At 59.1% G+C, this 23,028-nt stretch carries 23 protein-coding genes; 10 read left to right on the top strand and 13 right to left on the bottom strand.

Translation table 11 applies throughout. The annotated features are described in order from the left end of the window. Nucleotides 1-347: 347 nt before the first annotated feature. Nucleotides 348-1,106 carry a copper homeostasis protein CutC gene (gene cutC, locus ACJ8MK_RS07280; protein WP_033634860.1) on the bottom strand — a complete coding sequence of 253 codons (759 nt, stop codon included), beginning with the start codon at nt 1,104-1,106 and terminating at the stop codon, nt 348-350. Between the two features lie 101 nt (nt 1,107-1,207). On the opposite strand from cutC, the gene ACJ8MK_RS07275 reads away from it, so the two are divergent. Then, complete coding sequence (locus ACJ8MK_RS07275; RefSeq protein WP_094859899.1) at nt 1,208-2,356, top strand: MalY/PatB family protein; 1,149 nt, start codon at nt 1,208-1,210, stop codon at nt 2,354-2,356. Here the strand turns inward: ACJ8MK_RS07275 and ACJ8MK_RS07270 are convergent. Continuing rightward, entirely contained in the window at nt 2,353-2,919 is a 567-nt protein-coding gene (locus ACJ8MK_RS07270; RefSeq protein ID WP_442517623.1) for a VOC family protein, read from the bottom strand. The two genes, ACJ8MK_RS07275 and ACJ8MK_RS07270, sit on opposite strands and share 4 nt — an antisense overlap. An 828-nt stretch (nt 2,920-3,747) precedes the next feature. Here ACJ8MK_RS07270 and argS point away from each other — a divergent pair. Then, on the top strand, nt 3,748-5,478 hold the full coding sequence (gene argS / locus ACJ8MK_RS07265) for an arginine--tRNA ligase (RefSeq protein WP_060706631.1): 1,731 nt from the start codon (nt 3,748-3,750) through the stop codon (nt 5,476-5,478). Nucleotides 5,479-5,540: 62 nt separating this feature from the next. On the opposite strand, the gene murJ is transcribed toward argS, so the two are convergent. The 4 genes from murJ to rimJ all read right to left on the bottom strand — a co-directional run bounded on the left by murJ (nt 5,541) and on the right by rimJ (nt 9,337). Beyond that, complete coding sequence (gene murJ / locus ACJ8MK_RS07260; protein ID WP_033654412.1) at nt 5,541-7,076, bottom strand: murein biosynthesis integral membrane protein MurJ; 1,536 nt, start codon at nt 7,074-7,076, stop codon at nt 5,541-5,543. A 106-nt stretch (nt 7,077-7,182) separates the two neighbouring features. Next, complete coding sequence (locus tag ACJ8MK_RS07255) at nt 7,183-8,103, bottom strand: Gfo/Idh/MocA family protein (RefSeq protein WP_060425849.1); 921 nt, start codon at nt 8,101-8,103, stop codon at nt 7,183-7,185. After that, the gene (locus tag ACJ8MK_RS07250; protein WP_442517622.1) at nt 8,096-8,743 is read right to left on the bottom strand and encodes a YceH family protein; all 648 of its coding nucleotides are present in this window, start codon (nt 8,741-8,743) and stop codon (nt 8,096-8,098) included. The genes ACJ8MK_RS07255 and ACJ8MK_RS07250 overlap by 8 nt, the downstream gene beginning before the upstream one ends. A gap of 9 nt (nt 8,744-8,752) precedes the next feature. After that, nucleotides 8,753-9,337: a ribosomal protein S5-alanine N-acetyltransferase gene (gene rimJ, locus ACJ8MK_RS07245; protein ID WP_033638511.1), complete on the bottom strand. Its 585-nt coding sequence runs from the start codon at nt 9,335-9,337 to the stop codon at nt 8,753-8,755. A gap of 346 nt (nt 9,338-9,683) precedes the next feature. Between rimJ and mdtH the strand changes: the two genes are divergently transcribed. The 5 genes from mdtH (at nt 9,684) to ACJ8MK_RS07220 (ending at nt 14,375) form a co-directional block, all read left to right on the top strand. Next, nucleotides 9,684-10,889: a multidrug efflux MFS transporter MdtH gene (gene mdtH, locus ACJ8MK_RS07240; RefSeq protein WP_033654414.1), complete on the top strand. Its 1,206-nt coding sequence runs from the start codon at nt 9,684-9,686 to the stop codon at nt 10,887-10,889. Nucleotides 10,890-10,962: 73 nt separating this feature from the next. Beyond that, nucleotides 10,963-11,211, top strand: coding sequence for a hypothetical protein (locus tag ACJ8MK_RS07235; protein ID WP_033634870.1), 249 nt, complete (start codon nt 10,963-10,965; stop codon nt 11,209-11,211). Between the two features lie 127 nt (nt 11,212-11,338). Then, nucleotides 11,339-11,986 (top strand): glutaredoxin 2, encoded by a 648-nt coding sequence (gene grxB, locus ACJ8MK_RS07230; protein ID WP_047571591.1) that lies wholly within the window; start codon nt 11,339-11,341, stop codon nt 11,984-11,986. A 32-nt stretch (nt 11,987-12,018) separates the two neighbouring features. Next, nucleotides 12,019-13,659 (top strand): ABC1 kinase family protein, encoded by a 1,641-nt coding sequence (locus ACJ8MK_RS07225; protein ID WP_193146337.1) that lies wholly within the window; start codon nt 12,019-12,021, stop codon nt 13,657-13,659. Nucleotides 13,660-13,811: 152 nt separating this feature from the next. Then, entirely contained in the window at nt 13,812-14,375 is a 564-nt protein-coding gene (locus ACJ8MK_RS07220) for a lipoprotein (protein ID WP_004927555.1), read from the top strand. A 56-nt stretch (nt 14,376-14,431) separates the two neighbouring features. On the opposite strand, the gene yebF is transcribed toward ACJ8MK_RS07220, so the two are convergent. The 5 genes from yebF to cspE all read right to left on the bottom strand — a co-directional run bounded on the left by yebF (nt 14,432) and on the right by cspE (nt 17,361). Continuing rightward, nucleotides 14,432-14,791: a protein YebF gene (gene yebF / locus ACJ8MK_RS07215; protein ID WP_041035491.1), complete on the bottom strand. Its 360-nt coding sequence runs from the start codon at nt 14,789-14,791 to the stop codon at nt 14,432-14,434. 70 nt (nt 14,792-14,861) lie between these two features. Then, on the bottom strand, nt 14,862-15,170 hold the full coding sequence (gene yqfB / locus ACJ8MK_RS07210; RefSeq protein WP_004927562.1) for a N(4)-acetylcytidine aminohydrolase: 309 nt from the start codon (nt 15,168-15,170) through the stop codon (nt 14,862-14,864). 39 nt (nt 15,171-15,209) lie between these two features. Next, on the bottom strand, nt 15,210-15,533 hold the full coding sequence (locus ACJ8MK_RS07205) for a YebG family protein (protein WP_039565715.1): 324 nt from the start codon (nt 15,531-15,533) through the stop codon (nt 15,210-15,212). 88 nt (nt 15,534-15,621) lie between these two features. After that, a complete protein-coding gene (gene dbpA / locus ACJ8MK_RS07200) occupies nt 15,622-17,004 on the bottom strand; it encodes an ATP-dependent RNA helicase DbpA (protein ID WP_060423966.1) in 1,383 nt (460 codons plus the stop codon). 147 nt (nt 17,005-17,151) lie between these two features. After that, nucleotides 17,152-17,361 carry a transcription antiterminator/RNA stability regulator CspE gene (gene cspE / locus ACJ8MK_RS07195; RefSeq protein ID WP_004927572.1) on the bottom strand — a complete coding sequence of 70 codons (210 nt, stop codon included), beginning with the start codon at nt 17,359-17,361 and terminating at the stop codon, nt 17,152-17,154. A gap of 246 nt (nt 17,362-17,607) precedes the next feature. Here cspE and purT point away from each other — a divergent pair, with 246 nt between their 5' ends. Then, the gene (purT, locus tag ACJ8MK_RS07190) at nt 17,608-18,786 is read left to right on the top strand and encodes a formate-dependent phosphoribosylglycinamide formyltransferase (RefSeq protein WP_060427416.1); all 1,179 of its coding nucleotides are present in this window, start codon (nt 17,608-17,610) and stop codon (nt 18,784-18,786) included. A 34-nt stretch (nt 18,787-18,820) separates the two neighbouring features. Here purT and ACJ8MK_RS07185 read toward each other — a convergent pair whose 3' ends face one another. Both ACJ8MK_RS07185 and ACJ8MK_RS07180 read right to left on the bottom strand, forming a co-directional pair. Then, nucleotides 18,821-19,066 (bottom strand): YoaH family protein, encoded by a 246-nt coding sequence (locus ACJ8MK_RS07185; RefSeq protein WP_033634881.1) that lies wholly within the window; start codon nt 19,064-19,066, stop codon nt 18,821-18,823. A 70-nt stretch (nt 19,067-19,136) separates the two neighbouring features. Then, complete coding sequence (locus tag ACJ8MK_RS07180; protein WP_033634882.1) at nt 19,137-20,138, bottom strand: glycosyltransferase; 1,002 nt, start codon at nt 20,136-20,138, stop codon at nt 19,137-19,139. 520 nt (nt 20,139-20,658) lie between these two features. Between ACJ8MK_RS07180 and pabB the strand changes: the two genes are divergently transcribed. Both pabB and ACJ8MK_RS07170 read left to right on the top strand, forming a co-directional pair. Further along, nucleotides 20,659-22,032, top strand: coding sequence for an aminodeoxychorismate synthase component 1 (gene pabB / locus ACJ8MK_RS07175; protein WP_442517621.1), 1,374 nt, complete (start codon nt 20,659-20,661; stop codon nt 22,030-22,032). After that, nucleotides 22,029-22,607: a CoA pyrophosphatase gene (locus ACJ8MK_RS07170; RefSeq protein ID WP_033654422.1), complete on the top strand. Its 579-nt coding sequence runs from the start codon at nt 22,029-22,031 to the stop codon at nt 22,605-22,607. The genes pabB and ACJ8MK_RS07170 overlap by 4 nt, the downstream gene beginning before the upstream one ends. The last annotated feature ends 421 nt before the right edge of the window (nt 22,608-23,028 follow it).

Genomic DNA, 23,028 nt, shown 5'->3' with positions numbered 1-23,028 from the left:
CCGGCCATAGGCCGGCGATGAACGGGTATGAAAATGCAGACGTGGCGATGAGCGGCAGAGCGCAAATCATTCACCACGAAAATGCATACCAAAAAATCATTTAATATTATGATATTTAAAGGATTTTAACTCACAAACTTATCAGCAGGGCATGATGAGCGCAAGAAGAGATGGGGGGCAGTGCGACAGAGAAACAGCGTGAAACGGGCACCGCGTCTTCGCAAGACATAAAAAAAGCCCCGGCAAAACGCCGGGGCCTGGTACTTGCGTGATCGCCGAGGGCTCAGTGACACGCAAAGGGGTCTTACGGCCCGGAAACCGGTTGTCAAACGCGGTTAGCTGCGTGTTTATGCGCTTTGCGCCAGGGGATCAACCAAGGCCAGCGCGTTTTTCATCGCCTCCACCATTTCGCCATCCACGCAATAATGGCTAAATTCGTCAAACTCGTTATCGGAGCACATGGTGACGCCCGCCTTGCGGTAACGCATGGTCGACGGCACCAGGTGACCGGAAGAGCTGTGCAGTTCATGCAGGCCAATATCGACAAACTTGTGCAGATTGCTGAGGCGCACGCCGGCACCCGCCATGATTACCGGGCCCTGACTGGCCTGGCGCAAATCGCGCAGCAACGGCAGGCCCAGTTCGGCGCTCTGCTGCTGGCCGGAGGTCAAAATGCGCGCCACGCCCAGCTCGCTCAGTTGCTCCAACGCCACCATCGGGTTCTGGCACATGTCGAACGCGCGATGGAACGTCACCGCCATGCCCTCGCACAGCCTCATCACTTCGCGCATGCGCGGCAGATCGATGTGCCCTTCTTCGTCCAGCATGCCAACCACTACGCCGGGGAACCCCATCTCGCGGATCTGGCGGAGATCCTGTTTGATCACCTCGAAATCCACCGCGCCGTAGCAGAAATCGCCACCGCGAGGGCGAACGATCGGATGCACCGGGATCGAAACCCGCTCGCGCGCCAGACGCAGCGTGCCATAGCTCGGCGTCAATCCCCCCTCGCTCTGGCTGGCGCACAACTCAATGCGATCGGCGCCCGCCCGTTCGGCCGTCAGCGCGCAGTCGACGCTAAAGCAACAAACTTCCAGTTTTATCATTGTCACCCCCAGATAACGGCCAACATACGGCGGCAATTGTTCATTTCTTCATTTCTCACGTAGGCTCATGCATAGGCATAAACCGGCTCAGGGTTGTAACTATGGCATTCAATTTTGATCAATGGGTAGACCGCAGTCACAGTGACAGCGTTAAGTGGGATAAATATCGCGACCGCGACATCATCCCGCTTTGGGTCGCCGACAGCGATTTCACCTCACCGCCGGCGGTGATCGAAGCCTTGCAGCGGCGCGTGGCGCACGGCGTATTCGGCTACACTCACCCATCCCCTGATCTTATTGAGGTTTTTACCCGCCGCATGGTAGAGCGCTACGGCTGGCACATCAAGCCTGAATGGATCATTTTCCTGCCTGGGCTGGTGTGCGGCCTGAATTTGTGCGTGCGCGCCTGCACCGAAGGACATCAGAGCACACTGGCCCCCTCTCCCATTTATCCGCCGTTTCGCAAAGCGGCCAAATTCGCCGGGCGCGAGCACCTCGCGGTGCCGCTGCAGGCGACCGGCCAACGCTGGGTGCTGGATTTTTCCTCGCTGCATGATCGGCTGAGTGGCAACGAGAAACTCCTGTTGCTGTGCAACCCGCAGAACCCCGGTGGCACCGTTTATCGCCGGGATGAGCTGTTGCAGCACCATCAGTTCGCTCGCGAACACGATTTAATCGTCTGTTCCGATGAGATCCACTGCGAACTGCTGCTTGAGCCCGGCGTGCGGCATATCCCTTTCGCCACCCTGAATGACGATGCGGCCCAACGCAGCGTGACGCTGATGTCGCCGTCAAAAACGTTTAATCTCGCCGGGCTCGGCGCCTCGATGGCGATCGTTCCCAACGAAGCGCTGCGACAAAAGCTGAAACGCGCGCGCAGCGGTATCGTGCCGGAGGTCAATCTGTTGGCGCTGGTGGCGGCGCAGGCGGCTTATCAATACGGGCAACCCTGGCTGGATGAGCAGTTGATTTATCTGCGCGCCAATCGCGATCGGCTGATAAAGCGTATCAACGCCATGCCGGGTTTGACGTTGCTGCCTGTCGAGGCCACTTACCTGGCCTGGATAGACTGCAGCGCGTTGCCGGTGGATAACCCGCATCAGTTCTTCGAACGTGCGGGCGTTGGGCTAAGCGCCGGTTTGGACTTTGGCGATCGGCACTTTGTGCGGCTTAACTTTGGTTGCCGATGGGCCCTGCTCGATGAAGCGCTCGATCGCATGGCGCGAGCCTGTGCGGCACTGCCTGGCTAACCTTGTTCGCTGGCGACGATGTCTCGAATGGAATAAGGATGAAATTTGATCGTGACCGTTCCGTCGGTGATGGCCAGCGTCGGGTTCGGCAGCCGTTCGCCCTCGCCTTTTGGCGAGCTTTGCTTCAGCTTGATCCCTGGCGCCAGCAACGCTTCATCGGCCAGGTGGCTCAACGCCCGGGCGTACAGCGTCTGCGGATCGCCACTGAGCACTAATTCGACGTGTTCCCAGCCTTCGTGCGGATAGCGTTTCTCCCCCGGATACGGCAGTTCGATGCAGTCTATCCGCCACGGCCCAACGGCCAGTGGCTGAGACAAATCGAACAGACAGATAGGTCGCCCGTTGATCATCGATTCGGACAGCAGTGTCCCGCACTGCATCAGCCCCTGGCGCCAGCGCTCGGCGGTGGCGTTCTGGTGACAGCGCAGAGAGATGTGATCGGCGGTAAACGCGGACAGATCAAGCCGCAATTTGGCGGCAAATTGGTGCAACGCCTGTTCGAAACGCGGCAGGTCGAGCTTCAGATCGTCAAGATCGGCAATGGCCTGCAAGGGAGTGGTCATAGGAACCTCAAAACAACGGGGCGCAAAGTTAAACGCCGTAATTTACACGCTGGCGACAGCGCTCGCCAGCGTTGCGAGGTTTTTCGGCGGCAGTTCAGCATGATTTTTGGTTGCGGGCACGGAGAATAAAAGCCGGATTTTTATTAAGGTGACAGCTTATTAAATCAGCGGAAAAATAAAAAATAAGATTTTTCGCAAGACATTATACCTTTTCTTTATGACGCTATGATTTAAGTTATTTTGCACAAAATCCTCTGCAGGCCATTGGTCAAGCCGATTGAATCGCTGGGTTTAATCAAAACGACTCACTTATCAATGTCGCACAAATCCGCAATCACAACCCATTGTAAAAGAAGAAAATAAAACGCATTAATTGATTAAAAGCTAAGGATTATCTTAATTTAACCCCAGACAATTGATTCACCAAGACAACTCGGCTACTTTGGAGGAAATTTAAATTCGAGATGATCATTATGTTATTGCTGACGATATCCTTGGTGTTGATAATTATCGCCGTATACGCCATCTACCGTCATTTCAAATCACGCAGCGTCAACACGCTGGATGCCGGTCGCCGCAATAAAAAGCGCTAGCTTCGCAACTCTCCCCTCCGTACATTCCGTTCAGCTCATTCCGCTTTTCACCTTCCGGCAATCAACGCGCCGCACCCGACAACTGTTTCATCGCAGCGGCCGCGCCAACTGCTGACGGACTCCGTCAGATCGGTTACAATTGCAGGCTGTTTTGTGGCGGTCGCCCATCGCGCCCGCCACCGTTGAATCCCACAGGGGCTGGCTTCAGCCCCTCGTTCGTCATTAAGGTAACCCGGTGAATATTCAGGTTCTTCTTTCAGATAAAGTCAGCCAGGCGCTGATCGCCGCTGGCGCGCCAGCCGATTGCGAAGCGCAGGTCCGCCCTTCCGCCAAGGCGCAGTTTGGTGATTACCAGGCCAACGGCGTGATGTCCGTCGCCAAAAAGCTGGGCATGCCGCCCCGGCAGCTGGCGGAAAAAGTGGTGCAACTGCTGGATCTCGGCGACGTCGCCGGTAAAGTGGAAATCGCCGGTCCCGGCTTTATCAACATTTTCCTGAACAGCGACTGGGTCGCCCGCCAGGCCGACCAGGTGCTGAAAGCACCGAAACTGGGCATTGCGCCGGTTGAGCCGCAAACCATCGTTATCGACTACTCCGCGCCGAACGTGGCGAAAGAGATGCACGTCGGCCATCTGCGCTCCACCATCATCGGCGACGCCGCGGCGCGTACCCAGGAGTTTCTGGGCCATAAAGTGATCCGCGCCAACCACGTCGGCGACTGGGGCACCCAGTTCGGCATGCTGATTGCCTACCTGGAAAAAATGCAGAACGAAAACGCCAGCGACATGGGCCTGTCCGATTTGGAACAGTTCTATCGCGAAGCCAAGAAGCATTACGACGAAGACGCCGAGTTCGCCGAGCGCGCGCGCGCTTACGTCGTCAAGCTGCAGGGCGGCGATCAGTACTGCCTGAAAATGTGGCGCAAGCTGGTCGACATCACCATGGCGCAAAACCAGCTGACCTATAACCGCCTGAACGTCACGCTGACCGAAGACGACGTGATGGGCGAAAGCCTGTATAACGCGATGCTGCCAGGCATCGTCGCCGATCTGAAAGCCAAAGGGCTGGCGGTGGAAAGCGAAGGTGCCACCGTGGTGTTCCTCGACGAATACCAGAACAAGGACGGCGATCCGATGGGCGTCATCATCCAGAAAAAGGATGGCGGCTATCTCTACACCACCACCGATATCGCCTGCGCCAAGTACCGCTACGAAACCCTGGGCGCCAATCGCGTGCTGTATTACATCGACTCCCGTCAGCATCAGCACCTGATGCAGGCCTGGACCATCGTGCGCAAGGCCGGTTACGTGCCGGACTCCGTCTCGCTGGAACACCACATGTTCGGCATGATGCTGGGCAAAGACGGCAAGCCGTTCAAAACCCGCTCGGGCGGTACGGTGAAGCTCTCCGATCTGCTGGATGAGGCCATCGAACGCGCCGAACAGCTGATCGCCGGCAAAAACCCGGACATGCCGCAAGACGAAATGAAGACCGTGGCCCGCGTGGTCGGCATCGGTGCAGTGAAATACGCCGATCTGTCGAAAAGCCGCACCACCGACTATGTCTTCGACTGGGATAACATGCTGGCCTTCGAAGGCAATACCGCGCCTTATATGCAATACGCCTATACCCGCGTGGCATCGGTATTCAAGCGCGCCGGGATCGACGAAAGCAGCCTGACGCTGCCGCTGACGCTGACCGAAGAGCGTGAAATTGCGCTGGCTACCCGCCTGCTGCAGTTCGAAGAGGTACTCACCACCGTCGCGCGTGAAGGCACGCCTCACGTCATGTGCAGCTACCTGTACGATCTGGCCGGCTTGTTCTCCGGTTTCTACGAGCACTGCCAGATCCTGAACGCCGACAGCGAAGAAGCGCGTCAGAGCCGCCTGAAGCTGGCGCTGCTGACCTCGAAAACGCTGAAAACCGGTCTGGATACGCTGGGCATCGAAACCGTCGAACGCATGTAAACCGCACCGCGCGGAAAGCAAAAAGGTCGCCTGAGCGACCTTTTTTTGTTCTTGCTTTCGGCTCAGGCGGCGCGGCGCGCAAAGTCGCGCGGGCGGAAGCCCAACCCTACCAGCACGCCAAAGTAGGCCACCACACCGGCCACCACCACCGCAGCCAAACGCAGCAAACGTTCCAGCATATTGCCCTGATCCCAGGCCGGCATCAGCCACATCACGCCAATCAGCACCGCCGACATCACCAGCACGGCGATCACCAGCTTGGTAAGGAACAGCGCCCAACCCGGCTGCGGCTGGAAGATCTTCTGCTTGCGCAGCTGCCAATACAGCAGCGAGGCGTTCAGGCAGGCTGCCAAACCGATCGACAGCGCCAGGCCGGCATGCTTCAGCGGGCCAATAAACGCAAGGTTCATCACCTGCGTCATAATCAGCGTGATGATGGCGATCTTGACCGGCGTTTTAATGTCCTGCCGCGAATAGAAGCCCGGCGCCAGCACTTTAACCACGATCAACCCCATCAGCCCAACCGAGTAAGCCACCAGCGCGCGTTGCGTCATCGCCGCGTCAAAGGCGCTGAACTTGCCGTACTGGAACAGCGAAACGGTCAATGGCTTGGCCAAAATGCCGAGCGCGATGGCGCTCGGCAACGCCAGCAAGAAGCACAGACGCAGCCCCCAATCCATCAGGCGCGAGTACTCGTCATGGTTGCCGCTCGAGAAGCTTTTGGCCAGCGACGGCAGCAGGATGGTGCCCAGCGCCACGCCCAGCACGCCGGAAGGAAACTCCATCAGGCGGTCGGCGTAGTACATCCAGGACACCGAGCCGGACACCAGGAACGAAGCGAAAATGGTGTTGATGATCAGCGAGATTTGGCTCACCGACACCCCGAGGATCGCCGGCCCCATCTGGCGCATCACTCGCCAGACCCCGGCATCGCCCAGCTTGAGGCGCGGCAGCACCAGCATGCCTATCTTGCGCAGATGCGGCAGCTGATAACCCAGCTGCAGCACGCCGCCCACCACCACCGCCCAGGCCAGCGCCAGCACCGGCGGGTTGAAATACGGGGCGGCGAACAGCGCGAAACCGATCATGCTGACGTTAAGCAGCGTTGGCGCAAAAGCCGGGATCGAGAAGCGGTTCCAGGTATTGAGGATCGCCCCCACCAGCGACGCCAGTGAGATCAACAAAATATAGGGGAAGGTGATGCGCAGCAGCGCCGACGTCAGGGCAAACTTGTCGGGCGTATCGGTAAAGCCCGGCGCAGTAATGTAAATAACCCAGGGCGCGGCCAGCATCCCCAGCACCGTCACCACCGCCAGCACCAGCGTCAGCAGCCCGGAGACATAGGCAATAAAAGTGCGCGTCGCCTCTTCACCCTGCTGGCTCTTGTATTCGGCCAGGATCGGCACGAAGGCCTGCGAAAACGCCCCTTCGGCAAAGATACGGCGTAACAGATTCGGGAGTTTGAACGCCACGAAAAAGGCGTCCGTTGCCATGCCGGCCCCGAACACGCGCGCGACGATCGCATCGCGGGCAAAGCCCAACACCCGCGAAAACATCGTCATCGAGCTGACAGCAGCCAAGGATTTGAGTAGGTTCATGTGGTTGTCTGATAGGTACCGTAAATATCAACGCCTGCAACAGCAGGCGTCAGTGAAACAATCGGCTCAGTTTACGCATCCGGAAAAGAATAGCTACCGCCATATGTTACATAGAGTTATCCCGCAGCAAACGCTCGACCACCCGCTGGGCGGCCAGCGCCTGTTCGCCGCCGGTTTCCGGCGCGCTCTGATTGGCGACGGCATCAAGGAAATGCCGCACCGCCCCGTCGAAGCCGCGTTGCACCAGCGTGCTTTGCCAGCCCGGCACCGGCTGCTCCAACTCGCCCTGCGCATCTTCACGCAGCCAGTGGCGCATATCGGTCAACTGATACAGCGCGCCGTCGGTCACCGCCTGCACGCTTTCGCGCTGGCTGCCGCCGCGGCGATGCATACTGGTCGTCACATGCGTGTCGCCGCAGGCGAAGTGATGCTCGGCGTACAGCATTTCACCGGCGGCGTTGGCGCGCAGGCTGCCGCTCAGCAGTTGCTCCCGCCCGCCCGCCAGCCACAGCGCAGTGTCCACCACGTGCAGGTAATCATCCAACAGGGTAAAACGCAGATCGTGCGGGCCGACGCTGTCCGCCCGATGTTTATCCATGCGAATGGAGGCCGGCTGATTCATTCGCTGTTTGAGCTGCCGGTAAAGCGGCGCGAAACGGCGGTTGAACCCCACCATCAGCGTTTTGCCTCGCCGCTCGGCCTGCTCAAGCAGCTGCTCGCCCTGCTCCAACGTCTCCGCCAGCGGTTTATCAACGTAAACGTGCACGCCGCGGTTCAGCAGCTCGCCTATCACCGAAAAATGGCTGGCGGTGCTGCTGTGAACAAAGACCGCATCGCACTGTTCGGCCAGGCTGTCCAGACGGGAGAAACAGGCCATACGGTAGCTGTCGCACAGCGGCTGCGCTTTTTGCTGATTGGGCGAAAAACCGCCCACCAGCGTCCAATCCGCCGCCTGGCCGAGGATTGGCAGATACGCCTTCTGCGCGATACTGCCCAACCCCACCACGCCTACACGCAATTTAGTCATTCGCATCCCTCGCCAACAGCTGTTGCAACTGCCGTTTCAGCTCCGCCACTTCGCTTTCCAATGCGCTGACTCTGGCGCTCAGTTCGCCGTCGTCCTCAGCGTCGAACGCCGCCGGCGGCGCTTCATCAATCTGGCCGCTGAACAGATGCATGAACCGGCTTTCGCGCTTGCCCGGCTCACGCGCCAGGCGCACCACGAACGGACCATCTTCGCGCGTGGCCAGTTGCTGCAGCACCTGTTCGACCTCGCTGACATCGCTGAACTCGTGCATCCGATTGGTGCGGGAGCGCAACTCGCCCGGCGTTTGCGCGCCGCGCAGCAATAAGGTGGCGATCACCGCCAGTTCGGCAGGCGAGAGTTTCAGCTGGCCGAACTCGGAGTTGCAAAACCGCTGTTCGTACTTCACCACCCGATTGCCGAACCCGCTGAGGGTGCGCAGGAAATGTTTGCGCAGCAACAGATCGAGCAGTTGCTGCACTTCGCTTTCGCTCAGGTCCATCACCGGTTCGCGGTTGGTTTTTTGGTTGCATGCCAGCGTAATGGCATTCAGCGAAAGCGGGTATTGATCCGGTGTCGTGACCTGTTTTTCCAACAGACAGCCGATAACCCGGGCCTCTCTGGCGTTCAATTCATATTTCATCGTTTGGCCTCAACGTGGGGGTAGCCACTCTTTATTGGTGTATGCCGTCAAAACGTGGTCTTGCCACTGGCCGTCGATCAGCAGGTAATCCTTGGCGTAACCTTCGCGTTCGAATCCCAGACGCGTCAGCAATGCGCCGCTGCGCTGGTTGTGTGGCATATAGTTGGCCATGATGCGGTGCATGCGCTGTTGGCGCAGCATATAGCGGATGGCGGACTGCAAGGCTTCGAACATCAGCCCTTGCCCCTGCCATTTTTCCCCCAGCGAATAGCCGAGGAAACAGGCATGAAACGAACCGCGCAGCACGTTGCTGAAGTTCGCCACGCCGCGCACTTCCTGCTCTTCTGGATCGAGCAGGATAAAATAGTAGGCGCTGCCCTGCTTTTGCATTTCGGTGATCATGCCCAGACGCGCCTGCCAGCCGGAAGGATAACAGTGGCTTTCGTCGCGCACCGGCTCCCAGGGTTTGAGAAAGGCTCGGTTCTCGGCATAATAATCCGCCAGACGGTAGGCATCCCGTTCATTCACTAAACGGACCACCATCCGGTCGGTTGTAAGACGTACTTTTGGCGATGCAGAGCGATAGCCGAACATCATTTCCCCCGCAGTCAAAACGGTTCGATAAGAAGTATTTATTGGGAAGCCGCGTGGATAATTATCCAGCGCCGATCTGATGCCATGACTTTATTTTGCCAATAGCGCCTCAGAACCGCACTTCCCCGCATTCAATATAACCGTAGCCCGCCCCCGAGGTAAAATCCCGGTCGCTCAGTAAATCGTCGAATACGCGTTTTACGGCGTTTTTCCGCCCATTTTGCAGCACAGGTAACACCTTGACGATAAAAAAATATTATCTACACGCCCCCTGTCGCCGTAGGGGAATTGGGTAGAGAATGGAAGCGTTGTTCCCCCCTCTTTCTTTAATTGCTCATGGTGAAGCATGTCTCTGGTGTCGCAAGCACGCAGCTTGGGTAAATATTTTCTGTTGCTCGATAATCTGCTGGTGGTTTTAGGCTTCTTTGTCGTTTTTCCGCTTATTTCGATCCGCTTTGTCGATCAATTAGGATGGGCAGCGCTGATCGTCGGCATCGCGCTGGGTTTGCGGCAGCTGTTGCAACAAGGGCTCGGCATCTTTGGCGGCGCCATCGCCGATCGCTTCGGCGCCAAGCCGATGATCGTCACCGGCATGTTGCTGCGCGCCGCCGGTTTCGCCACCATGGCGATGGCCGATGCCCCCTGGATCCTGTGGTTCTCTTGCGCGCTGTCCGCCCTCGGCGGCACGTTATTCGATCCGCCGCGCACCGCTTTGGTGATCAAGCTGACCCGCCCACACGAACGCGGCCGTTTTTTCTCGCTGCTGATGATGCAGGACAGCGCCGGAGCGGTGGTCGGCGCGCTGATCGGCAGTTGGCTGCTGCAGTACGACTTTCACTTTGTCTGCTGGGTTGGGGCGGCGATCTTCGTGCTGGCCGCCGGCTGGAACGCCTGGCTACTGCCGGCTTATCGCATCTCTACCGTGCGCATACCGATGAAGGAAGGCATGTTGCGGGTCCTGCGCGATCGCCGCTTCCTCACCTATGTCCTGACGCTGACCGGTTACTACATGCTGGCGGTGCAGGTAATGCTGATGATGCCGATCGTGGTCAACGAAATCGCCGGTTCACCGGCGGCGGTGAAATGGATGTATGCGATTGAAGCGGCGCTGTCGCTATCGCTGCTCTATCCGCTGGCGCGTTGGGGAGAAAAACACTTCCGGCTAGAGCAGCGCCTGATGGCGGGCCTGTTGCTGATGACGCTCAGCCTGCTGCCGATCGGTCTCGCCACCAGCTTGCAGGGTGTATTCACGTTGATCTGCTGCTTCTATCTGGGATCGATCATCGCCGAACCGGCGCGCGAAACGCTGAGCGCTTCGCTGGCCGATCCGCGTGCGCGCGGCAGCTATATGGGCTTCAGCCGCCTCGGCCTGGCGCTGGGCGGCGCGTTGGGTTACACCGGCGGCGGCTGGATGTACGATACCGGCCGGACGATGAACATGCCGGAGCTGCCCTGGTTGCTGCTTGGTGCAGTAGGCTTCGCTACGCTGCTGGCGCTGTACTGGCAGTTCAGCCCGCGGCGCAGCGCGTCGATGATGCTGCGCGGCGGTTGACGCCATAGAAATCCGGCCGAATCGGCAACAGCTGCTATCCTGTTAGTAAAAACACCCACAGGAGCCCGTCGGCATGAGTGAAGAAGCAAAATTACCGCAACTACTCGAACATATGATACTGAACTTGCGCATGATTTATGCGCGCGCCACCCTGGTGGAGAAGGCGCTGGCCCATATCCTCGCCAGCGACGCCGGCCTGAAAAACGATATTATCAAACAGCTGCAGGTCGTCACCGCCGCCAACGAACGTGACCGAATCGATCTGGATGAAGCTCGCATTCACCTGATCGATGTGCTCAACTCAGTACCGGCCAAGAAATAACGCCCCCTGGCCCGCGCCGATGCGCGGGCAATTTCGCAATAACGCACCATCCAACACACGCACGTCAAGACAGCCTCGATAAGCTGTGGTAACTATTGCTGTTAAAACCTGACAACCCGGAGCAAGCATGAAACTGTTTATTTACGATCATTGCCCATTCTGCGTGAAAGCCCGCATGATTTTCGGCCTGAAACGTCTGCCGATTCGCCTGGTCACGTTGCTCAACGACGATGAAACGACTCCGTTTAACCTGATCGGCCAAAAAATGGTGCCTATCCTGGTCAAAGACAACGGTGAAGCGATGCCGGAAAGCCTGGATATCGTGCGCTATGTCGATGCTCTGGACGGCAAGCCGGTACTGACCGGCCGCACCAACCCGGCCATCGCCGAGTGGCTGCAGCGGGTGGGCGGTTACAGCGCGAAATTATTGTTGCCGCGAATTGCGCATGCCGATTTCGAAGAGTTTGCCACCGACAGCGCCCGCCGTTACTTTATCGATAAAAAACAGGCGTCAATCGGGGATTTCGCCGAGCATCTCGCCAATAGCGCCGATCTGATCGCCCAGTTGGAAGCCGATCTGCAAGCGCTGTCGCCGCTGATCGTCTCCGCCGACGCGGTGAACGGCGAACTGTCCGAGGACGATATTCACCTGTTCCCGCTGCTGCGCTCATTGTCGATCGTCGCCGGGGTTGCGCTGCCGGATAACGTGGAAGCCTACCGCAACCGCATGGCGCAGCGCAGCGAGGTGCCGTTGCTGCTGGATATGGAACAATAACGTTTGAGCAACCAAAAGGATATGGCGTACTGATGCTGAAAATGGTGCTCGCCACCGCTCGCGATCGGGCGCGGCTGAAGGAAATAACCTCCGTTCTGATCCGTTACGGCCTGCAAGACGTTCTGCGTCTGCTGGGCCTGGGGGCTTTGCTGCACGGCGCCCGCGCTGGAGCCGCCCAACAGGACGCCCAAACCCTGCCTGAGCGGCTGCGCGAAGCGCTCGAGGCGCTGGGGCCTACCTTCGTCAAATTCGGCCAGATCCTGGCCACGCGCTCCGACCTGCTGGATCCGGCCTGGACCGACGAACTGGATCGCCTGCACAGCCGGGCGGCAGTGTTGCCATGGGAAACGCTGGCGCCACAGATCGTTGCCGACCTGGGCGGCGAACCCGAGCGGCTGTTCGCCGAATTCGATCGCACGCCGCTGGCGGCGGCGTCGATGGCGCAAATCTACCGCGCACGCCTGCACAGCGGCGAACAGGTGGTGGTGAAAGTGCTGCGGCCCGGTCTGGCGAAAACCATCCACGCCGATTTGCGGCTGCTGGCCTCGCTGGCGGAAACCGTAGAGCAGCAGAGCCCGGCGCTGGCGCGCTATCGGCCGCGGCAGATGGTCAGAGCGCTGGCGACGGCGCTCAATCATGAACTGGATTTGACCCACGAAGGGCATAACTGCGACCGCGTCGCCGGGATGTTCGCCCATCAACCTGACGTCGTCGTGCCCAAAATCTATTGGCAATGGTCTTCCCCGCGCCTGTTAGTGCAGGAATACCTGCCCGGCACCGCGCCGGAAAACCCTCAGCAGCTGGCGGCGGCGGGCTTTGACGGCCCGCTGCTGGCGCAACGCGGCGCCCGCGCCTTTATGAGCATGGTCCTGGAGCATCGGCTGTATCACGCCGACCCTCACCCCGGCAACGTCATGGCGCTGAGCGGTGACCGCGTCGGCTTTATCGACTTCGGCATGGTGGGCCAGTTGTCCGAGCGGCGGCGCAACCAGTTGCTCCTGCTGCTGCAGGCCATCGCCGATCGTCAGTCCGAAGGCATCGTCAACACGCTGATCGCCTGGTCGGACAGCGAACCGCTGGATTTGATGGATCTGGAGCTGGCGGCGCAAAACTTTCTCGACAAACAGGCCGCCGCCACTCTGACCTTGGGCAAGGCCCTGACCGACCTGCTGGTGATGGCGCGTGAGCACCAACTGGCGCTGCCGCCCGATCTGGTGCTGCTGTTCAAGGCGTTAATCACCGCCGACGGCGTGCTGCACCGATTGGATCCGGCCTTCGACATCGTCGCCACGCTCAAACCGATGCTGCAACAAACGGTGCTGCAACGCTATGCCCCGGACGCCGTGCGCCAGCGGCTGTTGGCTCTGGGCGGGGAAGCGCTCGACGCCGGAGAAGAACTGCCGCAAACCCTGCGGCTGATGGTGCGCCGTCTGAAACGCGGGCAGCTCAATGCCGATATCAACGTCAGGAACCTCGGTCAGTTGAGCAAAGCGCTGGAGCGCGCCGCCGTCACCCTGGCCATCGCTATCGTCACCGCCGCTTTTGCCCTGGGCCTGGCGCCTTATCTGATGCATTCTTCGCTGCGGCTGTGGGGCATTCCGCTGTTCCCGCTGTTGGGGGGCGCGGCCTGCCTGGCCGGCGTGGCGCTCTTGGCGCTGCGATTGCGACGTTGACGCTTTCGGCGTTATCCGATAGGTGTCGCCCACTTTTGCGCGCACTATCCCCTGCACATCGCCGCCTGCCGTTTTCAGGGGCAGGCGGAACGTTTATAATGATTAATCAATTATCTGCAGCACTTTTCGCCAGCAGTCGCAATGAGGCATTAATGAAGAAGATCCTGATGGGCGCAGCCGCCCTGCTGTTCGCCGGCGTATTGGCCGGTTGCAATCAACTGACCCAGTACACCCTGAGCGAGCAGGAAGTGAATGATTACCTGCAGAAACACAACGACTATCAGAAGCAGATCGGCGTGCCCGGCCTGGTGGACGCCAACATCGTACTGACGCAGCTGCAAAGCCAGATTGGCCGCAGCGAGCCGGGCAAGGTCACCCTTTCCGGCGATGCCAAGGTCAATATCACGTCGATTCTCGGCCCGCAGGCGGCGGATCTGAAGCTGACGCTGAAAGCGCAGCCGGTTTACGACCGTGCACAGGGCGCCATTTACCTTAAAGACATGGAACTGACCGATTACAGCGTGCAGCCGGAAAAAATGCAGACGGTGATGAAAGCGCTGACGCCATATCTGAATCAGTCGCTGAAGTCTTACTTCGACCAAAAGCCGGCTTATGTGCTGAATCCTGACAACAGCAAAACCGAAGCGCTGGCGAAAAAACTGGCGAAGGGATTGGAAGTGAAGCCGGGCGAGTTGGTGATCCCGTTTAGCGACTGACCGCCTCTTGATGCATCAAGCCCGCCGCCAGGCGGGCTTTTTATTGCGGAAAACGATTACTGCGGCGCGCTGTAGGCGATCTCGCCGGTGTTGCAGTTGAGCGTCACGTTGTAGGTTTTATCCGCTTTGGTGCCACGCACCGTCAGCGGCACCTGCCACACCTGATCCTTGCCGGTGATGGCATCCGGGCTGATCCAGGCGATCGGGGTAGCGGTGCCCAGCAGTTTTTTGTCCGCCTCCCAGCGCGTGATGCGGTTCTGCAAGAAGTCGCGCTTGACCTGGGCGGCGATATCCGCCGGCTGCAGCCCCGCACACTGCCCCACCTTGGCGCTGCGTTGCTCTTGAACCTGCGCCCACACCGCAGTCGATGCTCCCATCATGGCCAACAAGGCGATAGCCAAAGCCGTTTTTTTCATGTGTCCTCCCGTTGTGATTAGCGCTATCCGGGCGCCCATCCCTGGCTCACAACAGGGTTTCGGCAAAGGGTTACCGTTTGACGAACTCGATGACAAACAGCGCATCCAGGCCCGGATAGATTTCCTTGATCACCTGCTTCAGTTCGCCGAGCGACATGTTCTCCTGCTGTGCATGGCGTTCGGTCAGCGCATCCAGGCGCACCGGCGTTACCGACAGCACTTCGATAAAGCAGAAAAATACGCCGTCTTCATTGCGGCTTACGCGCAATACCTCGCCCGGTTCGAAGTGCGACTCACTGGCATCCCGAATGGTGATGGTTTTGCGCCCCGCCAGAATGTCTTGCTCAAAGCGGCTGAAGAAAGTTATTTCACGGCTCATTTTAGATCCTTTTTCATCACAACACCGCAACATAAGCCATTATGCCGCTTGCTTTTCTGACGCAGATCCCTCTTTTGAGTTAGAGACTGCTTTTTTCGCTTTCGCTTCCGTCGGTTTCTTGCCGGTTTCCGCCGGTGATGCGCCGCGCAGGATCAGCCCCAGCGCATCCTTATTCTCCGCCAGGAAGAAGCTCAGCCCTTCGCGCTGTTCGTCATCCAGCTTCAGCGGCGCCTGTTGCAACCACTCTCCGAGGTTATCCGCCAAATCCAGCATTTTGTCGTAGGCGTCGGCTTCTTTCTTGCTCGCGAAAGTCATTTTTTCCTCACCGTTTCTCACCACCACATATTTAACTTCAACCGCCATGCGTGCGTCCTCAAATACTCAAACAACTGTAAATACATACAGTATAAATGGATGACGGCGGGAAGGCAAACCGCCGCCCGCCTTCGGCTTATTTCAGCAGCCGCACCTTGCAGCTCTTGCCTTTGATTTTGCCCTGTTGCAGCTGTTGCAGCGCCTTGCGTGCGCTGGCTTTACGGATCGCGACGTAGGCATGCACCGGGAACATGTCAATCTTGCCCACTTCCGCCGCCGTCAGCCCGGCATCGCCGGTCAGCGCGCCGAGGATATCGCCGGGGCGGATCTTCGCCTTGCGGCCGCCGTCGATGCACAGCGTCACCATCTCCGCCTCCAGCGAGCCGTTGGCCGCCCCGCTCAGCTCGGACACCGGCGCCCAAGCAATGGTCATCTGCAGGTAGTCTTCAATTGCATGCGCCCGCGCCATTTCCTGCGGCGTGCACAGGCTGATCGCCAGCCCGCTCATGCCGGCACGGCCGGTACGGCCAATACGGTGCACGTGCACTTCGGGATCGAACGCCAGTTCGTAGTTAACCACCAGCTCCAGCTCTTTGATGTCCAGCCCGCGAGCGGCGACGTCGGTCGCCACCAGCACCCGGCAACTGCGGTTGGCGAAGCGCACCAACACCTGGTCGCGATCGCGCTGCTCCAGATCGCCATGCAACGCCAATGCGCTGATGCCGCGGGCCTCCAAAGCCTCAAGCACCGTCTGACAATCGCGTTTGGTATTGCAGAACACCACGCAGGACGCGGGTTGATGATAACGAATGGCCGACACCAGCAGCGCCGGGCGCTGATCGCGCGTGGTCTCATAGAAGCGTTGTTCGATGGCGGTCTGCGCTTCGTCATCGTCCACTTCGACGCTCAGCGGCTGGCGCTGAACGCGTTCGCTGATGCGTTCGATACCCGCCGGATAGGTGGCGGAAAACAGCAGCGTCTGACGCTGCGGCGGCGTGTAGCTGATCACATCGTCGATATCGTCGGCGAAGCCCATGTCCAGCATGCGGTCGGCCTCATCCAGCACCAGCACCTTCAGTTCGTCCAGCAGCAGCGTTTTCTTGCGCAGATGCTCCTGAATGCGCCCCGGCGTCCCCACCACGATGTGCGGCGCGTGCACCAGCGAATCGAGCTGCGGCCCCATCGGTTGGCCACCGCACAGCGTCAGGATTTTGATGTTTTGCGTGAAACGCGCCAGGCGACGCAACTCTTTGCTCACCTGATCGGCCAATTCGCGGGTGGGACAGAGCACCAGCGCCTGCGTGGCGACCTGAGCGACGACGATATTATTCAGCAGACCAATGCCGAACGCCGCCGTTTTGCCGCTGCCGGTTTTCGCCTTGGCGCGCACGTCCCGCCCTTGCAGAATGGCGGGCAACGCGGCGGCCTGCACCGGCGTCATTTTGGCGTACCCCAGTTCGTTGAGGTTGGCCAACTGTTCGGCTGGCAGCGGCAGGGAAGAAAAAGAAACTGTGCTCACGGCGATAACTCTTATATGACGAATGGAATGGCGGCGCGCCCGCAGGTTGGCGCCGAATCAGCGGCAAATGATAACAGAGATGGGCGGCGTTACGGGCAGCGGGCATAAAAAAACCCGCCGGCGGCGGGTTTCTTGGCGGCTCAGTCGTTAAATGGCGACGACGTTGGCTGCGGCTGGGCCACGTTGGCTGTCCTGGATGGAGAACTCAACCTGCTGGCCTTCAGCCAGAGTCTTGAAACCATCGCTAACGATAGCGGAAAAATGAACGAAAACGTCTTTAGAACCGTCGGCAGGCGTGATGAAGCCGAAACCTTTGCTTTCGTTGAACCATTTAACGTGACCAGTGATCTTGCTCATTTGTGTTTCCTTTACTTGATAAACCTGCCTTGACGGCACGAGACGCGAAAACCATGCGATATGTGGGCCTTCTTTCGTCGTCGGTTATTAACGCATAATCGCCCATGCAGGGCAAATATTTCTGCTTGTTATAAAAACAGTAAGTTAGCAACAAACTTGGCGCAGCGGCTGCGCACGCAATCGTTTTCGTATATACTGCCCGCCGATCATCAATCCGCTTACTTTCACCGATCCAGGTACGAAACTATGTTAACGATTGGAACCGCCCTGCGCCCTTCCGCCACCCGCGTTATGTTGCTCGGCTCCGGGGAGCTGGGCAAAGAAGTCGCCATTGAATGCCAGCGCCTCGGCCTGGAAGTGATCGCCGTCGATCGCTATCCCGACGCCCCCGCCATGCACGTGGCGCACCGCAGCCACGTCATCAATATGCTGGACGGTGACGCGCTGAAAGCCGTTATCGAACAAGAGCGGCCGGACTATATCGTTCCCGAAATCGAAGCGATCGCCACCGCCATGCTGGTCGAGCTTGAACGCCAGGGCCACCGCGTGGTGCCCTGCGCCGAAGCCACGCGCCTGACCATGAACCGTGAAGGCATCCGCCGCCTGGCGGCGGAAGAGCTTGGCCTGCCCACCTCCAGCTACCGCTTTGCCGACAGCGAGGCGACTTTCCGGCAGGCGGTCGAGCACATCGGCTACCCGTGCATCGTCAAACCGGTGATGAGTTCTTCCGGCAAAGGACAAAGCCTGATCCGCACGCCTGAGCAGCTGCAAAGCGCCTGGGACTACGCCCAACAGGGCGGCCGCGCCGGCGGCGGCCGGGTGATCGTCGAAGGGCTGGTAAGATTTGATTTTGAAATTACGTTGTTGACCATCAGCGCCGTGGACGGCGTACATTTCTGCGCGCCGATCGGCCATCGTCAGGAGGATGGGGACTATCGCGAATCCTGGCAGCCGCAGCGCATGTCAGCCGCGGCGTTAAGCCGTGCTCAGGCTATCGCGGAGAAGGTGGTGAAGGCCCTGGGCGGTTTCGGCCTGTTCGGCGTGGAGCTGTTCGTCTGCGGTGACGACGTGATCTTCAGCGAGGTGTCTCCGCGGCCGCACGATACCGGCATGGTCACGTTGATCTCACAGGATCTGTCCGAGTTCGCCCTGCACGTTCGCGCATTTCTCGGGTTGCCGATTGGCGCCATCCGCCAGTTCGGCCCTTCCGCTTCGGCGGTGATCCTGCCGCAGCTGACCAGCAGCGATGTGCGCTTCGGCGGCCTGGAACACGCGCTGCGCGGGCACAGCCAGCTGCGCCTGTTCGGCAAACCGGAGATCGCCGGGCAGCGTCGCCTGGGCGTAGCGCTGGCGACAGCGGAAACGACGGAACAGGCGGTGGAGCAAGCGAAACAAGCCGCCGCCGCCGTGGCGGTCAACGGCTGATACTCACGGGGCCGCTTACGCGGCCCCGATAACGTCAATAGTCTTCGTCTTCTTCAGCATCGTCATTCCGCGACGCCTCCGGGGCGGCCTCATGCTGCTCGTCTTCATCATCGTCATCGAACAGTACCGCAACCTGAGCGCCCTGATGCTTCTCGCGAATTTCCTGCGCAACGCGAGCAATGGCTTCACCGCTGCTCATGCCCTGCTCCATCAGTTGATGGATGCGATCCGCCGCTTCCTGCTGCTCCGCGTGACTCAGTAATGGCATACCTGCATGCATGTGTCGTTTTCTCCGGCAAAAGGGAGAAGGAGTATACGCGCTAACGCGGCGGATCCCAACGTCTTGTGGCTCAGGCCGGTTGCGAGCAGCCGTTATCGCTGCGCCACTGCTTCAGCCGATGCCGCCACAGCATGACATGCCACCCCTGTTTCAGACCGCGCGCATTGGCGAACATCGCTCTGTCGATGCCGCGCTGATAGAACTCTTCGGTGATCTGACTCTGGGCTGCCGGATCCGGTTCACGACGAATGCTGTGGCAAATGCCCAGCGCTTCGCGGGTGATTTGCCAATGGAAAGCCGGACGAATGGCGACAGTGCCGGCATAGCGCCGGTTGAGCCGCTCCAGCATCTCGACGATTTTCATATAGTGGCGTTGATAATCCACGTTCGCCTGACCGGTGCGACGACGGTTGCTGATCGATTTGTCGTGCACCCGTTGACGGTACAGCGGCGTGCTTAAATATTTGACCCGTTTGGCATTAAACATGACTTCCGTTGTCCAGGGAATATCCTGGTGATGCAATCCCGGCTCGAAATAAAGCCGATGCTGGCGAATAAAGTCGAGGCGATATATTGCCAGCCATACAACGTGAATAAACTTTCGCGATTTCAACGCACGTTCAAACCACTGTACGCCGGTGATAACGTCGGTGGTGCGCAAACGCGCCTCGGGAAAAATCGGCTGCAATTCATCCTGGCTGGTGAAATAGCGTTCGCCATTGCATTGCATCACGTCTAATTGGTGTTGTTCCGCCTGTTCCAGCAGCGTGGAATACATGTCCGGCGCCAGCACATCGTCGGCATCGGGAAACGCCACATATTTGCCTCGGGCAACGGCGAGCCCGGCATTGCGCGCGTTAGAAACACCGGCATTGGCTTGATCGATCACACGAATATGCGGATGCGCCGCCGCGTAACGGTGTGCGATCTCCCCCGAACCGTCGGTGGAACCATCGTTGACGATGATCACCTCCAACCGCTGCTCACGCTGGGCCAGCAGCGAGGCCAGGAAAGGCTCCAATAATTCCCCCGCATTGTGCATCGGGACGATCACGCTCAGCATTAACGACATAGGCAGCTCTTTAATGATAATGTAACAAAATAATAATTTTACTTTTCTAAAAGACGCATAGGGTTCAGCGCACGCTGAAATAGCGTGACGCCTGCAAATTCCCGCAGCGGCTAATGGAACCGAACCTGCTTTTCTTTATTCAAACCAGCGCCAGAAAGCGCTGAGTAATTAACCCATTAATTCCAAAGGGCGGCGACGCTGGCTAACATCAGGCAAAACCACGCCGCTCCGCATCTAATAACAAGCAGAAATAATAAATTTATGAAATTAACGAATCTTTTTTTATATTTTTCGGGTCTTGCGCCCGCGGCAAATAGGCTTCCAGTGCATTTGACGTTAAATTTTTAACATATCGAAGTATAATCAATGGCGCAAAAAATGCCTTATTTCAGGTTTATTGAACTGCCGTTTATGTGAACTGTGCTGCATGCTGCGCATGGCAAAACATGCATGACGTGACCGTCTATGGCACACTAGCCGCCAGATATCGCCGCCCTCACAGCCAGGTTTATTGACGTTCATGAGCGTAACCGCCCCAAACATAAAATCGTTGCCCTACAGCCGCAGTGCCCTGATGACGCTTTTCGCCCCGCTTTCAGCACAGCCCTGGGCGATGCTGCTGCATTCTGGCTTCGCCGACCATTCGCATAACCGCTTCGATATCCTGGTCGCACAGCCGCGCGTTACGCTCACCACCCAGGGCGCCGGCACGACAATCGAAAGTGACGGCGTCACCATTGAGTCTCAGGAGGATCCGTTCTCCCTGCTGCACCAGCAGCTGGCGGCGCAAGGCTGGCAGCCGGCGTTTAACCCGGATCTGCCGTTTCAGGGCGGCGCCCTGGGGCTGTTCGGCTACGATCTCGGGCGCCGGGTGGAAACCTTGCCGCAGTTGGCTGAAGCCGACCTCGCTCTGCCGGACATGGCGGTGGGCATTTATGACTGGGCATTGATCGCCGACCACCAATTGCAAACCCTGACGCTGCTCAGCTATGGCGATGTGGAGCAGCGCTGGCGCTGGCTTGCTAGCCAAACCGCGCCGACGGAGCGCCCCTTCACGCTGCTAAGCGGCTGGCGTGCCAATATGAGCCGCCGGCAATATGGCGAGAAGTTCCAACGTATTCAACACTACCTGCGCAGCGGCGACTGTTACCAGATTAATCTGGCGCAGCGGTTCTCCGCCGACTATCAGGGGGATGAATGGCAGGCGTTTTGCCGACTGAGCGCCTGCAACCGCGCGCCGTTCTCCGCTTTCCTGCGGCTGCCGCACAACAGCGTGCTGAGCGTCTCTCCCGAGCGCTTCCTGTGGCTGGCGCAGCAGCGCATCCAAACCCGCCCGATCAAGGGCACGCTGCCGCGGCTGGCGGACGCGGAACAGGACGCCGTACAGGCGCGCCGCTTGGCCGATTCGCCCAAGGATCGCGCTGAAAATCTGATGATCGTCGATCTGCTACGCAACGATATCGGCCGCGTCGCCCAGCCCGGCAGCGTACGGGTGCCGGAACTGTTCGTCGTGGAGCCGTTCCCCGCCGTACACCACCTGGTGAGCACCATTACCGCCACCCTGCCGGAGCAGGCCTCGGCCACCGAGCTGCTGCGCGCCTGCTTCCCCGGCGGTTCGATCACCGGCGCGCCCAAGGTGCGCGCGATGGAAATCATCGAAGAGCTGGAGCCGCAGCGGCGCAACGCCTATTGCGGCAGCATCGGTTACCTGAGCGCCTGCGGCACCATGGATACCAACATCACCATCCGCACGCTCGTCACCGAAAACGGCCGCATCCACTGCTCCGCTGGCGGCGGCATCGTGGCGGACAGCCAGGAGCAGGCGGAATACCAGGAGACCTTCGACAAGGTTGGCCGTATTCTGCCGCAGCTTGGGGAGTATGCCCCGTCGTGATCCCATCGAACTCACCGGCCTCGCTGCACGCCTTTATCAGCCGTTTTCAACTGCAGCTGCCGCAGGCGGCGCAGATCTCGCACAATGTGCGCCCGGCGGCGGTGCTTATCCCGATCGTCTGCCGCGCCGAGCCGACGCTGCTGTTGACCCGCCGCGCCGACTCGCTGCGCAAACATGCCGGCCAGGTGGCCTTCCCCGGCGGCAAGACCGACGCCGAAGACGGATCGGCGATCGTCACGGCGCTGCGGGAAGCTCAGGAAGAAGTGGCGATACCGCCGCACGCGGTGACCGTCCTCGGCCAAATGGCGCCGCTCGACAGCAGCACCGGATTTCAGGTCACGCCTATCGTCGGCCTGATCCCGCCGGACGTGCAGTTTCGCGCCAACGAGGGTGAAGTGGCGGACGTGTTCGAGATGCCCCTGCGGGAAGCGCTGACCCTGTCGCGTTACTACCCGCTGGATATTCATCGCGCCGGCCGCACGCACCGCATTTATCTCTCCTGGTATCACAGCCAGTTTATCTGGGGGCTGACCGCCGCCATCATTCGCCGCCTGGCGCAACAGGTCAGTATTTAGCCCGCATTGCGTGATCTGACTCGCAATCTGGCATGGCCGTCGACGTCCGCTGCAGGTAAAGCGATCGAAATCACTTCATTTGATCGCTTTTTCAACTACCGTTCCGGTTGAATGGTTTTAAAAAAACTGTAAACCCTCTCTTAAACCTTACGAAATACCTGTAAAATACCACCGCCCGAGATAAACCACTGTAGAAACAGGGGTTAAGCCGGCGGCGTTCAGCACGGAAGGCTGGCGCGATTACCGCTAATGGAGCTTGGGCGAAAGCGGATACCCCGCTTAAGGGTTCGCCCCGGGTAATCAGGAAAAAAAGCGACACCACGGATTATTTAATTTCATGCGAAAAAGGCAGCCGAACCCGCACGGCCCTTTTACAATATCGCTGTTCCCTGCGCGGTTTTTAACCGCCGCAGCCATAACA

The organism is Serratia sp. CY38905 (assembly GCF_052168875.1).
In the GTDB taxonomy this organism is placed as follows: domain Bacteria; phylum Pseudomonadota; class Gammaproteobacteria; order Enterobacterales; family Enterobacteriaceae; genus Serratia; species Serratia sarumanii.
This window is presented reverse-complemented; position numbering and strand designations above follow the sequence as displayed.

What these genes read in the sequence shown, in the direction of transcription:
- murJ (WP_033654412.1), bottom strand. Translation starts at nt 7,076, where the DNA reads ATGAACCTACTCAAATCCTTGGCTGCTGTCAGCTCGATGACGATGTTT.
- ACJ8MK_RS07250 (WP_442517622.1), bottom strand. Translation starts at nt 8,743, where the DNA reads ATGAAATATGAATTGAACGCCAGAGAGGCCCGGGTTATCGGCTGTCTG.
- grxB (WP_047571591.1), top strand. Translation starts at nt 11,339, where the DNA reads ATGAAACTGTTTATTTACGATCATTGCCCATTCTGCGTGAAAGCCCGC.
- ACJ8MK_RS07205 (WP_039565715.1), bottom strand. Translation starts at nt 15,533, where the DNA reads ATGGCGGTTGAAGTTAAATATGTGGTGGTGAGAAACGGTGAGGAAAAA.
- cspE (WP_004927572.1), bottom strand. Translation starts at nt 17,361, where the DNA reads ATGAGCAAGATCACTGGTCACGTTAAATGGTTCAACGAAAGCAAAGGT.
- mdtH (WP_033654414.1), top strand. Translation starts at nt 9,684, where the DNA reads ATGTCTCTGGTGTCGCAAGCACGCAGCTTGGGTAAATATTTTCTGTTG.
- yebF (WP_041035491.1), bottom strand. Translation starts at nt 14,791, where the DNA reads ATGAAAAAAACGGCTTTGGCTATCGCCTTGTTGGCCATGATGGGAGCA.
- yqfB (WP_004927562.1), bottom strand. Translation starts at nt 15,170, where the DNA reads ATGAGCCGTGAAATAACTTTCTTCAGCCGCTTTGAGCAAGACATTCTG.
- ACJ8MK_RS07270 (WP_442517623.1), bottom strand. Translation starts at nt 2,919, where the DNA reads ATGACCACTCCCTTGCAGGCCATTGCCGATCTTGACGATCTGAAGCTC.
- pabB (WP_442517621.1), top strand. Translation starts at nt 20,659, where the DNA reads ATGAGCGTAACCGCCCCAAACATAAAATCGTTGCCCTACAGCCGCAGT.
- cutC (WP_033634860.1), bottom strand. Translation starts at nt 1,106, where the DNA reads ATGATAAAACTGGAAGTTTGTTGCTTTAGCGTCGACTGCGCGCTGACG.
- purT (WP_060427416.1), top strand. Translation starts at nt 17,608, where the DNA reads ATGTTAACGATTGGAACCGCCCTGCGCCCTTCCGCCACCCGCGTTATG.
- ACJ8MK_RS07185 (WP_033634881.1), bottom strand. Translation starts at nt 19,066, where the DNA reads ATGCATGCAGGTATGCCATTACTGAGTCACGCGGAGCAGCAGGAAGCG.
- ACJ8MK_RS07275 (WP_094859899.1), top strand. Translation starts at nt 1,208, where the DNA reads ATGGCATTCAATTTTGATCAATGGGTAGACCGCAGTCACAGTGACAGC.
- ACJ8MK_RS07220 (WP_004927555.1), top strand. Translation starts at nt 13,812, where the DNA reads ATGAAGAAGATCCTGATGGGCGCAGCCGCCCTGCTGTTCGCCGGCGTA.
- ACJ8MK_RS07225 (WP_193146337.1), top strand. Translation starts at nt 12,019, where the DNA reads ATGCTGAAAATGGTGCTCGCCACCGCTCGCGATCGGGCGCGGCTGAAG.
- ACJ8MK_RS07180 (WP_033634882.1), bottom strand. Translation starts at nt 20,138, where the DNA reads ATGTCGTTAATGCTGAGCGTGATCGTCCCGATGCACAATGCGGGGGAA.
- rimJ (WP_033638511.1), bottom strand. Translation starts at nt 9,337, where the DNA reads ATGTTCGGCTATCGCTCTGCATCGCCAAAAGTACGTCTTACAACCGAC.
- ACJ8MK_RS07235 (WP_033634870.1), top strand. Translation starts at nt 10,963, where the DNA reads ATGAGTGAAGAAGCAAAATTACCGCAACTACTCGAACATATGATACTG.
- ACJ8MK_RS07255 (WP_060425849.1), bottom strand. Translation starts at nt 8,103, where the DNA reads ATGACTAAATTGCGTGTAGGCGTGGTGGGGTTGGGCAGTATCGCGCAG.